This is a genomic window from Qipengyuania triglochinis (assembly GCF_054655615.1).
Map to the genome: position 1 here is coordinate 1,230,324 of NZ_BAAHND010000001.1, position 11,814 is coordinate 1,242,137.

Genomic DNA, 11,814 nt, shown 5'->3' on the forward strand with positions numbered 1-11,814 from the left:
CTTCTTCGCCTATGCCTTCTTTTCCGGGGCGTTGTCCAACGCTTTGACGGCGTGGGCAGCGACCGGCATGTCCATGTGGCGCCGCAATTCGTCCAGCGCCTGGGCAGTCAGCGCCGCCCGTCCGCGCGGCCCGTTGAAATATTCCTGGATCCAGGGATGATCGAGTTCCATCAGCTTGGGAACGGTGTCCACCGCGATCACCTGCTTGTCCGCCAGCACCGCCACGCGGTCGCAGATTTCGTGCAGCGTATCGAGATCGTGGGTGATCAGGAACACCGTGAGGCCGAGGGTTTCTTTCAGTTCGCGCGTGAGATTGTCGAACGCCGCCGCCCCGATCGGGTCGAGGCCTGCAGTCGGTTCGTCCAGAAACAGCAATTCGGGATCGAGCGCCAAGGCGCGCGCAAGGCCGGCGCGCTTCTTCATGCCGCCCGAAAGCTCGCTCGGATATTTGGTCACCGCTTCTTCGGGCAGGCCCGACAGCATGATCTTGTAGCGGGCGATTTCCCGCCGCAGCGTGTCGGAAATCTCGGGGTAGAACTGCTTGAGCGGGACTTCGACATTCTCGCCCACGGTCAGGGTGGAGAACAGCGCCCCGCCCTGGAACAGCACGCCCCAGCGATCGCGCACGCCGATTTCCGCATCGGGTTCGGCATCGACGATCGACTTGTCGAACACTTTGATATCGCCTTCGGCAGGCGGCTGCAGGCCGATGATAGAGCGCATGAGCACCGATTTGCCGGTACCCGATCCGCCCACCACGCCGAGGATTTCGCCCCGCTTTACCTTGAGGTCGAGATCCTGGTGAATGACCTGGTCGCCGAAGCGGTTCACCAGCCCTTCGACCACGATGGGATATTCGCCGCGGAACCGCTCATTGCGGCGCATGGGCCCGTTGTCCTGTTCGTCCGCCATCAGGCCCAGCCCACCTTGGTGAAGAACACCGCGAAGAACGCGTCGAGCACGATCACCGCGAAGATCGCCGCCACCACCGACAGGGTGGTCCGCCGCCCGACTTCCTCCGAATTGCCCTTCACCTGCATGCCGTTGTAGCAACCGGCCAGCGCAACGATCAGCCCGAAGACCGGCGCCTTGATCAGGCCGACCCACACGTCATAGGTCGGCACCACGTCCTGAATGCGCGACAGGAAGGTCCAGAACGGAATGCCCAGCATCAGTTCGCCGACCACTGCGCCGCCGATGATCGCCATGCAGGACGCGTAAAAGCCCAGCAGCGGCATCATCAGCACGGCGGCCATGATGCGCGGGATGACCAGCGCTTCCATCGGGGCGATGCCGATGGTGCGCATGGCGTCGATTTCCTCGGTCAGCTTCATCGTGCCGATTTCCGCGGCAAAGGCGCTGCCCGACCGGCCCGCCACCATGATCGCGGTCATCAACACGCCCAGTTCGCGCAGCGTTATACGCCCGACGAGGTTCACCGTCAGCGTTTCCGCGCCGAAAGCGGCCAGTTGCACCGCGCCCTGCTGCGCGATGACCACGCCGATAAGGAAGCTCATCAAACCGATGATCGGCAGCGCGGCCACGCCGACCAGTTCCAATTGCTTGACCAGCGCCACCATGCGGAAACGGCGGGGATGGCGAATGAGGGTGGAAGCGGAAATCAGCAAGGCGCCAAGGAAGCTGACGACGCCGACCACCGAATTGCGGGCGTTATAGACCTTTTCGCCCATCGCATCGGGCACGCGGGTCCACACCGGCAGGCGTTCGGGCCGCATGTCCTGTTCGCTGTCCATCCCGTCGAGCGCGGTCAGCAGCCGCTGCGCCCGTTCGTTCGCCCCGGTGATTTCGGCCTTGTTTTCGCTGGCGATATTGCAGGCGATCCATGCGCCGACCGTGTCGATTTCGGTTACATCGGACAGGTCCACGCGGGCGATCGGCTGGTCGATCTTGCGCAGCTCTGCGTCGAGCGCACCGATCGTCGATACCAGATACGGGCCGGAAAGCGTGAGTACCGCGCCCCCTTCCCCGTCTTCGATGTCATATTCAGCCAAGCGCGCCATTCGGTTTCGCATATGCGGCGAAACGTCACGGTAAACAAGTCGGTATCCACCACAATCCCATAGAGCGTTGCCTTGGAGAAAAGGCGCTGGCAAAGGCGAAGCCATGAGCACCGAGCTATCCAAGACCTTCGACCCTGCGGAAATCGAGCAGCGCTGGTACGCGCATTGGGAGGAAAACGGCCTGTTCCGGCCCGAGCGGCCCGATGCCGAACCCTTCACCATCGTGAACCCGCCGCCGAACGTCACCGGCAGCCTGCATATCGGCCACGCGTTGGACAATACGCTGCAGGACGTGGTGATCCGTTACGAACGGCTGCGCGGCAAGGATGCGCTGTGGGTGGTCGGCGTCGATCATGCGGGCATCGCCACGCAAATGGTGGTCGAACGCCAGCTGGAAGCCCAGCAGGACAAGCGCACCAACTATTCGCGCGAGCAATTCGTCGACAAGGTGTGGGAATGGAAAGAGGAAAGCGGCGGCACGATCACCGGCCAGCTGCGCCGCCTCGGCTGTTCGATGGACTGGTCACGCGAACAGTTCACCATGGACGAGCATTTCAGCGATGCTGTGCTCAAGACATTCGTCGATCTTTACAATGACGGCCTGATCTACCGCGACAAGCGGCTGGTGAACTGGGACCCGAAGCTGAAGACCGCCATTTCGGACCTCGAAGTGGAAACGCAGGATGTGAAAGGCGGCTTCTGGCACTTCAGATACCCGCTGGCAGATGGCGTGACGCTGGCCGATGGCCGCGATTACATCGAAGTCGCAACCACGCGCCCTGAAACCATGCTCGCAGATATGGCCGTGGCCGTGCATCCGACCGACGAGCGCTACAAGAGCGTGGTCGGCAAGTATGTGGATCTGCCGATCACCCGACGCCGCATCCCCATTGTTGCGGACGAACACGCCGACCCCGAACTGGGCAGCGGCGCGGTGAAGATTACGCCGGGGCATGACTTCAACGACTTCGAAGTCGGCAAGCGCGCAGGCATCGCGGCGAACCAGATGCTCAATATGTTCGATGCCGAAGCCAATGTAATTCAAACAAATCCGCTTCTAGATGGCCTGATTCCAGAAGAATTTATTGGCTTGCACCGCTTCCGTCGCGAGGGTGTAGACGGCGCACGCGAAGCAGTTGTCAAGCGAATGAAAGCCGAAGGCTTTCTCATCCCTCACATCACCAAGAACAAGGATGGCGAGCCGGTAGAGCAGGACGCTGAACCGCGGACCATCGCTACGCCTTTTGGCGATCGCGGCGGCGTTGTAATCGAGCCATGGCTGACCGATCAATGGTACGTCGATGCTGAAAAGCTTGCGGTGAAGCCGATCGAGGCAGTTCGTACTGGCGAAGTCCAAATCGTCCCGAAGACGTGGGAAAAGACATTCTTCAACTGGATGGAGAACATCCAGCCGTGGTGCGTTTCGCGCCAGCTGTGGTGGGGTCACAGGATTCCGGCTTGGTACGGACCGAAAAAAATGCCCGATGGAGGCCTGATGTACTCCGCTCAGACAGAGCACCAAAAGTGCTTTGTCGCCTCGACCGAACGCGAAGCAATAGAAAAAGCGCGAGAATACTACGGTCGGGAAATTGTCGTAGTCGCCGAAGCAAGCGACGACGCTTTGAAGTCAGCTTCTGAGTGGAAAACTGATACGGCCATCTGGCAAGAGTCCGACGTCCTCGACACATGGTTCTCCAGCGCGCTGTGGCCCTTCGCCACACTCGGCTGGCCGGAAAAGACCGACCTGCTCGAAAAGCATTATCCCAACAATCTGCTCATTTCGGGCTTCGACATCCTGTTCTTCTGGGATGCGCGCATGATGATGCAGGGCATGCATCTGACCGGCAAGGCGCCCTGGCCGCGCCTTTACCTGCACGGGCTGGTGCGCGCGGCGGACGGGGCGAAAATGTCCAAGTCCAAGGGCAATGTCGTCGATCCGCTGGGCCTGATCGACCAATATGGCGCCGATGCGCTGCGCTTCTTCATGTCGGCCATGGAAAGCCAGGGCCGCGACATCAAGATGGATGAAAAGCGGGTCGAGGGGTATCGCAACTTCGCCACCAAGCTGTGGAACGCGACCCGTTTCTGCCAGTCCAACGGCATCGGGGCGAGCACCAGCATCGCCGCGCCGGCCGCCACGCAGGCGGTGAACAAGTGGATCATCGGCGAAGTGGTTGCCACGAAGACCGCGCTGGATGCCGCCATGGCGGACCTGCGTTTCGATGCCGCAGCCAACACGATCTATCACTTCGTGTGGGACCGGTTCTGCGACTGGTATATCGAACTGATCAAGGGCAATTTCGACGAGGAAACCAGGGCCGTTGCTGGCTGGGCGCTCGACCAGATCCTGGTCATGCTGCACCCCTTCATGCCCTTCATCACCGAGGAACTTTGGTCGAAGCAGGGTGACCGCGCCGACTATCCGCTGATCACGGCAAAATGGCCCGAACCCGAAGCCGGGATCGATCCTGCCGCCAAGGCGGAAATCGACTGGCTGATTGCGCTGACCAGCGCAGTGCGCGCGGCGAAGAACGAACTCGGCATTGCGCCGGGGGCCAAGCTGGAAGCCTATTGCTCTGCCCCCTCCGTTCTCGGGCGCAAGGTGGTGGAAGAAAACGCTGCCGCGATCGAACGGCTTGCCCGCCTCACGCCGGTCCACTTCGCCGAAGCGCCTGCGGGCGCCGCGATGCAGATCGGTGCGGGCGAAGATGCTTTCATCATCCCGCTGGAAGGCGTGATCGACGTGGACGCGGAAAAGGCCCGGCTCGCCAAGGCGATGGAGGCCAGCCAGAAGGAATTCGGCAGCCTCAACGGGCGGCTCAACAACGCCAATTTCGTCGAGAGGGCCAAGCCCGAAGCGGTGGAAAAGGCACGCGCCGATGCCGCCTTCCACGCCGCAGAGATCGACCGTCTGCGTGCCGCGCTGGCACGGCTGGGGTGAGGATCGGCTTTCCTACAGCCTGCTTTCCTGCCTATGCCGTGGCCATGCAATCGCCGCGCACCTTCGACCCTGCACCGGGCAGGCTGACCAGCACCGCAAACGGGGCCGGGCGGAAGTTGACACCTCCGCTCGCCCCGGTGCCGGGTTTTTCGTTCGGTTTCCGTAGCTTGAACGCCATTCGCGGTGGAGCAGGAGTTTTTGCAAATAGGGGTGTCGGTGTAACACCGAAGGGCGCATCATGGCATTAGTCCTCGCCACCGACGACACCGGCGGGCCCGAGATCTTCGCCTCGGTTCAGGGCGAAGGGCCCAGCGCGGGAATGCCGGTCGCCTTCATGCGCCTGTCGCGCTGCAACCTTGCCTGCGTCTGGTGCGATACGGCCTATACCTGGCATTTCGAGGGGGACGAGCGCCCGCACCGCGGCGGCGTGACTTATGCGCGCAAGCCCAATCAGGTGACGCTGCCGGAAGACGAAGTGGCGGCGCTCATCCAGTCGCTGGGGCAAAGCCGGCTGGTCATTACCGGCGGCGAACCGCTGTTGCAGGCCCCTGCCCTGGCAAAGCTGATCGACCTGCTGCCCGATATCTCGGTGGAGATCGAAACCAACGGCACCACCAAGGCGCCGCCGCCGCTCGATATCCGGATCGACCAGTTCAACGTCAGCCCCAAGCTGGCGCATAGCGGCAATCCGGCGGAGCTTGCCCTGCTGCCGGAACGGCTGGATGCCTATGCCACCGACCCGCGCGCGTGGTTCAAGTTCGTGATCGCCGAGCCATCGGATGTGGACGAAGTGCTCGCCCTGCGCGATCGCTATCGCTTCCGGCCCGGCCACGTCTTCCTCATGCCCGAAGGCACCGACAGCGAGACGCTGCGCGCGCGCGAGAAATGGCTCGCGGGCCTATGCGTGGAACACGGCTTCCGCATGAGCGACCGCCTGCATATCCACCTGTTCGGCGATACGAGAGGCACGTGAAGAAGGAGAAAGTATCCGGGCCGGCGGAGGCCTGGCAAGGGCGACCGCCCGCCCGCAGCGGGTGCAGCTTGCTGCACATCTAGCGAGGACGAACCCGCGGAGGCGGGTTCGCAAAACACAAACTATCCCTGAGAGCGCCAGCGCTGGACGGTCCGCAGGACGATGTCCTCCTCGCCGCCGGGGCTGTTCCACATCTCGATGAAGCTCGGGTCTTCGGACGCCGGGCGCTTGATCTCCTCGAGATTGTCGAAGCTCACGCGGATCGGGATGGCGACACCCTCGCCGCAGATGATGCACTCGCGGTTGCGCAGCGCCGGGATCGCATCGAGGAACCCGCGCGCACCTTCCGGCATGGCGGCGCGGACGAATTCCTGGTCGCGGTCGTTGTTGAGGCGCATCGAGATGATCGTGCCGCACTGCGACAGCACGCCCTCGGCAAGGTCGGACGGGCGTTGGGTAATGAGGCCCAGCGAGATACCGTACTTACGGCCTTCTTTGGCGATTCGGCCGAGAATGATGCCGACCGAGTTGCCGTCGGCGTTCTTCTCGCTCGGCACGTATCTGTGGGCCTCCTCGCACACCAGCAGGATGGGCGTGGTCTTCTCGTCGCGGCCCCAGATGGCGAAGTCGAAGACAAGGCGGCTGAGCACGGCGACCACGGTAGCGGTAATGTCGGACGGCACGCCCGACACGTCGATGATGGAAATCGGCTTGCCGTTCGAAGGCATGCGGAAGATCTTGGCGATGAAGTCCGCCATCGTATCGGCCACCAGCATGCCCGAGAACATGAACTGGTAGCGCGGATCGGCCTTGAGCTCGTCGAGCTTGTTCTTGATCCGCATATAGGGCGCGGAATTGGTGGCCTTGTCGAGCTTGCCCATCTGATCCTGAACTTCGTTGGACAGGTCGGACAGGAGATAGGGGATCGGCGAATCGACGGTGATCTTGCCCATCGTTTCGGCAAGGCGGCTTTTCTGGCGGGCCTTCAGCAGACACTTGGCCAGAATATCCGCATCCACCTGCCGCTCGTTGCCGTTGCTGGTAAGCAGGACTTCGCAATGCTCTTCGAAGTTCATGATCCAGTAGGGCATCTGCAGGTTCGACACGTCGAGGATGACCCCGGTCGTCCTGAAAGCCGCGGAATACTCGCCATGCGGATCGATCATGACGATGTGCCCTTCCGGAGCCGCCTCGCAAATCCGATGGAGGATCAGGGCAGCGCTGGTCGATTTACCCGTACCGGTCGATCCGAGCAGGGCGAAATGCTTGCCCAGCATGGCATCGACATAGATCCCGGCGCGGATATCCTTGGTGGGGTAAACCTTGCCGATCGTCACGGCGCTGCGCCCGTCGCTGGCGTAAACTTGTCTGAGGTCGGGTGTGGATGCAGGAAAGACCATCGCGCCGGGAACCGGATACCGCGTCACACCGCGCCGGAAACCGTGCAGGCGGCCGGTCAGCTTCTCCTCGATGCCTTCGCCGAGAAAATCGATATTGGCCAGAATGGTACCCGCCTTGCGGTCCTGTTTCTGGTTACGCACGCTCGCCAGAAGCCAGCTGCTGCCGACACGGATCTTGATCTGAGAACCAACCTGTCCCGCCATGGCCACGGCCGGATCGTTGTCTTGCGAACATTCGGTCAGCCGCTGGAGATCGATGGCGATCATCGATCCGGATCCGGCGATTTCGAGGACCACGCCGATGGGCTGCATCGCGTTGTCGCTGACCGGTTCCTCTTCCTTCTTCGGCTTCGGTTCGGGGGCGGGCTGCGGCTTTGGCGCAAGCTGGGATGGCCGCGGCGGCGCTTCGCCCAAGCGAGGAGCGGGAGCCTGCGGAGCCTGTTCCTGAGGCGTGGGCTGCGCGGCGCGCTGAACGGGAGATTCCCCGATCGACGGCTGAGGAATGGGCGCTACTTGGGCAGGCTCTTCCGGCGGTGCAGGCTGCTGGTGAACGTAACCCGATCGCGAAACCGCCCCACCCGCTCCGCCCTGATCGCTTTCGCTGGAGCGCCTGATCCGGTCACGCAGCGAACGGGGGCCGGATTGCTCCGCCTCCATCTGGCGACCACCGCCAAGACCGCGAAAGTTACCATTACCCGTATCACTCATTATCCGGCCCTGATCCCTGGGGTATCGACCACATGCGGTCAGCCGGATATTTCGCCGATAAGGGTTAAGATCGGGTCAACGAAGTATCGTTCGACTTACTCAAAGCCGCGCAAACAGCCGCCCTGCGCCCCATCCCATGCCCACCGAAAGGAACACAGCGATAAGCCCGTAAGCCAGCCCCCATCGATTGGCGCTTACCTCTACAAACCGTTCGAAGCCGACCTTGCGAACCTCGACGGTCGCCTCCGCCGAAGCGATGACGCGGCCATCGGTCACGGCAAAGGTTTCCGCCGTGTAAGTGCCCGTCGTGACATTCGATGGCAGCGAGATGCGCGCCTGATAGAGCACGTTCTGGCTGATCTGGACGCCGTTCATATCCTCCTTGTAGAGGCCCTGGCGCTGTTTCAGATCGACCAGTCCTTCGCTGAAGCGCAACTGCTCCACCGGATTGATGCTTCCGCTCGGTGAAAGCTGGATGTAACCGGTTCCGAACTCGTAGATGGCAGCCGTCTTCTCATCGACGATCTCGCTGACGGGGCGCGACGATGCCACCGCGAAGAAGCTTGGGACCGAGCGGAAATCCGTACTTTCGGCATTAACCCACACGCCCACGAAACGCTCTTTCTCACGCAACCGGACAGGCTCGCTTGGCCCTTTGAGAACCACTACGATGTCATACCCCTGACCGCTGCGCCCAGCTGGATCCAGCACAGCACCGAACAGCAGCAGTTCGGTCCCGGTGAATCCTTGTCGCACCTGTACCTCGTGCTGTGAAACTTCAGGCACCAGTAGCGGGTCCCGCTGGCCCGACAGCATCAAGGCTGCAATCAGGAGGAACAGCGCTCTCACAACGGATAAACCGTATAGATTTCATCGGGCTGGTAGAACAGTCCGAGAAACATGCGGAAGGCGATGAGCAGCACGATCGTCGCCAATACCAGGCGCAACAGCTCTGGTTTCGCCCTGACCGCAAGCCGTGATCCGAACTGAGCCCCCGTCACCGAGCCTAGGAGCAACAGACCGACGAGCACGATATCCACCGCACGGGTGGTAAGCGAATGCATGAGTGTGGTCGCGATGGTGACAAACAGGATGTTATAGAGACTAGTGCCGACTACGACATTCGCGCTCATCCCCAGGATATACAGCATGGCAGGAACGAGAATGAACCCACCGCCCACGCCCATCAGCATGGTAAGGATTCCCACGACCACACCGACGATAGCCGGCGCTAACGGGCTGATATACAGACCAGAGCCGTAAAAACGCCAACGCCAGGGAAGATTCGCTACCAGCGGGTGGTGCCGCCGTCGCGCGGCCTGCTTGCCCGTGGTCCCCCGAAGCACCTGGATCGATTCTTTAGCCATCAGGATACCGATCGATCCCAACAGGATAACGTAGAGCGAGCTGATAACGACATCGATCTGGCCGATCGAGCGGAAAAAGCGGAAGAGCAGAGCCCCGATCCCGGCGCCGATGATCCCGCCTCCGACCATGACGGTTCCCATCCGGTAATCCACACCCTTACGCTTGCTGTGTGCAACTACGCCCGAAACGCTCGCCCCGGTGACCTGGGTCGATGCCGAGGCTGCGGCGACGGTCGGCGGAATGCCATAGAAGATGAGCAAGGGTGTGGTGAGAAAGCCACCACCAACGCCGAAGAGCCCTGAAAGGACGCCGGTAATCGCCCCGAGCGCAACGATCCACAGACCGTTGACCGACAAATTGGCGATTGGGAGGTAGACGTCCATTAGCAGCCCCTATCCCACGGACATTCTGTATAAAAGACGAACTTGGGTACAAAGGTCTTTATCGTTGCGATCAATCGACAGTCGAAAGCGGAGTGTTGTCGGAAAGTAACAATCTAACCGGCTGACCTGTGGTGACCCGAATAGCTTGGCAACGGCGCAACCGGCGCCAGCCCGTTCCAGGGCGTGCTTTTCCAACACAGCTGGCGACTATGGCAAATCGGCACTTGCAACCGGCGAGCGTTTCCTAAAAAGAACGCACCGTCATGACTGAACGCCCTTCCGTAGTCCGCCTCGTCTTCGCCCCCGTCCGCGCGCTTTTCGTCAGCGATGCCTCGGCAGGCATCCTACTGATCTTCGTGGCTATCGCCGCAATGCTCGCTGCAAATTCACCGCTGGCAGAAGATTACCATCACTTGTTCCACGGGCTTATGTTCGATGCCTCGGTGTTCAAGCTCAACACGCTGCATCTCTGGATCAATGACGGATTGATGGCGATCTTCTTCTTCGTGGTCGGTCTCGAGGTCAAACGTGAGTGGATAGAAGGGCAACTTTCATCTGCCGATCAGCGCAAGATGCCTGTACTCGCGGCAGGTGCTGGAATGATCTTTCCTGCGCTGGTCTATCTCTTCTTTGTCCATGCGGAAGGCGCCGAAGGGCTGACACGCGGCTGGGCGATCCCCGCTGCAACCGACATTGCGTTCGCCATGGGCGTCCTGGGCCTGCTCGGTAACCGTGTACCGGCCTCGCTGCGGCTCTTTTTGCTGACCGTCGCCATCGTGGACGACATCGGTGCTGTTCTGGTGATCGCCCTGTTTTACACTGCCAAGATAAAGCTTTCGTGGCTGATCGGCGCAGCGATCGTGACGGGCATTATGTACGCGATGAACAAGATGAAGGTAAAAGCCTATTTGCCGTTCATCATTGCCGCACTCGTGCTTTGGTTCTTCGTTCTGAATTCCGGCGTTCATGCCACGATCGCCGGGGTCGTGGCCGCGCTCACCATTCCGATGGTGGGCAAAGACGATGAAACCATGGTCGAGACCATGGAACATTCACTTGCTCCTTGGAGCGCCTACCTGATCGTGCCGGTCTTCGGATTTGCCAATGCGGGCGTAGAATTGGGCGATTTAGGCATGGCCGGCGTATTCGCTCCCCTGCCTCTTGCGATTGCTGCCGGTCTGTTCGTTGGAAAGCAGCTGGGTATCTTTTCGGCCATTTGGGCGGCCGACAAGGTTGGATTTGCACCGCGTCCGGAAGGCGCTAGCTGGCCTGAGATATGGGGTGTCTCGATCCTTTGCGGGATCGGCTTCACAATGTCGCTGTTTATCAGCGGGCTCGCATTTGCCGGGAATACTCTGCTTATCGAAGAAGCCAAGATCGGCATTCTGATGGGCTCGGTGATTTCGGCTGTGGTTGGCTTCACTATCCTGCGCCTAACCACTGCACACCCTGACGATGTGCGCTCGCCCTACCTCGACTGAGGGAGGGCGAGACATGACCAATTACCAGCTGCCGGTGTTTTCCATGCTGGCCCAGGGCTCGGCCGGTTCAAGATAGCCATCCTGCAGGAGCTCGACTGAAATACCGTCCGGCGTCCGGACAAAGGCCATATGTCCGTCCCGTGGAGGACGATTGATCGTGTGGCCTGCATCCATCAGGCGCTGGCAGGTGGCGTATATGTCGTCCACCCGATAGGCTAAGTGGCCGAAATTGCGCCCTCCCTGATAGTCTTCAGGAGCACTCCCATCTTCCGACGGCCAGTTATAGGTTAGTTCGACCTCGGCGACATCTTCCTGGCCCGGAGCAGCGAGAAAGATGAGCGTAAACCGCCCTTGTTCGCTTTCCTTGCGCCGGACTTCCTCGATGCCGATTAGGTTAAAAAAGGCGATGGTCGCATCAGGATCAGCGACACGGATCATGGTGTGGAGGTATTTGGTCATGCCGCCCAGTTAGGAACTGAACCTAGAAAGAGAAAGGGCGCATTGCCCTGCAATGCCTCTTTCGCGATGATGTGAGCGGG

At 61.0% G+C, this 11,814-nt stretch carries 9 protein-coding genes; 3 read left to right on the forward strand and 6 right to left on the reverse strand.

Going from position 1 to position 11,814, the window contains the following annotated elements; genetic code table 11:
• Positions 1 to 9: 9 nt before the first annotated feature.
• Positions 10 to 912 carry an ABC transporter ATP-binding protein gene (locus ACYQ0G_RS06065; protein WP_460100543.1) on the reverse strand — a complete coding sequence of 301 codons (903 nt, stop codon included), beginning with the start codon at positions 910 to 912 and terminating at the stop codon, positions 10 to 12.
• A complete protein-coding gene (locus tag ACYQ0G_RS06070) occupies positions 912 to 2,021 on the reverse strand; it encodes an ABC transporter permease (RefSeq protein WP_460100545.1) in 1,110 nt (369 codons plus the stop codon). The genes ACYQ0G_RS06065 and ACYQ0G_RS06070 overlap by 1 nt, the downstream gene beginning before the upstream one ends.
• 103 nt (positions 2,022 to 2,124) lie before the next feature.
• Here ACYQ0G_RS06070 and ACYQ0G_RS06075 point away from each other — a divergent pair, with 103 nt between their 5' ends.
• Positions 2,125 to 4,962, forward strand: coding sequence for a valine--tRNA ligase (locus tag ACYQ0G_RS06075; protein WP_460100547.1), 2,838 nt, complete (start codon positions 2,125 to 2,127; stop codon positions 4,960 to 4,962).
• A 238-nt stretch (positions 4,963 to 5,200) separates the two neighbouring features.
• A complete protein-coding gene (locus ACYQ0G_RS06080) occupies positions 5,201 to 5,935 on the forward strand; it encodes a 7-carboxy-7-deazaguanine synthase QueE (RefSeq protein WP_460100550.1) in 735 nt (244 codons plus the stop codon).
• A 122-nt stretch (positions 5,936 to 6,057) separates the two neighbouring features.
• Here the strand turns inward: ACYQ0G_RS06080 and ACYQ0G_RS06085 are convergent, their stop codons facing one another.
• From ACYQ0G_RS06085 to ACYQ0G_RS06095, 3 genes are all read right to left on the reverse strand, one after another.
• Positions 6,058 to 8,043, reverse strand: coding sequence for an ATP-binding protein (locus ACYQ0G_RS06085; RefSeq protein WP_460100553.1), 1,986 nt, complete (start codon positions 8,041 to 8,043; stop codon positions 6,058 to 6,060).
• A gap of 99 nt (positions 8,044 to 8,142) precedes the next feature.
• Positions 8,143 to 8,892, reverse strand: a complete 750-nt coding sequence (locus ACYQ0G_RS06090; protein WP_460100555.1) for a TIGR02186 family protein — start codon at positions 8,890 to 8,892, stop codon at positions 8,143 to 8,145.
• Positions 8,889 to 9,794, reverse strand: a complete 906-nt coding sequence (locus ACYQ0G_RS06095) for a sulfite exporter TauE/SafE family protein (RefSeq protein WP_460100558.1) — start codon at positions 9,792 to 9,794, stop codon at positions 8,889 to 8,891. Before ACYQ0G_RS06095 ends, ACYQ0G_RS06090 begins: the two co-directional genes overlap by 4 nt.
• 263 nt (positions 9,795 to 10,057) lie before the next feature.
• Here ACYQ0G_RS06095 and nhaA point away from each other — a divergent pair, with 263 nt between their 5' ends.
• Positions 10,058 to 11,275, forward strand: coding sequence for a Na+/H+ antiporter NhaA (nhaA, locus tag ACYQ0G_RS06100; RefSeq protein WP_460100559.1), 1,218 nt, complete (start codon positions 10,058 to 10,060; stop codon positions 11,273 to 11,275).
• Between the two features lie 21 nt (positions 11,276 to 11,296).
• Here the strand turns inward: nhaA and ACYQ0G_RS06105 are convergent, their stop codons facing one another.
• Complete coding sequence (locus tag ACYQ0G_RS06105) at positions 11,297 to 11,734, reverse strand: VOC family protein (RefSeq protein ID WP_460100562.1); 438 nt, start codon at positions 11,732 to 11,734, stop codon at positions 11,297 to 11,299.
• Positions 11,735 to 11,814: the final 80 nt, after the last annotated feature.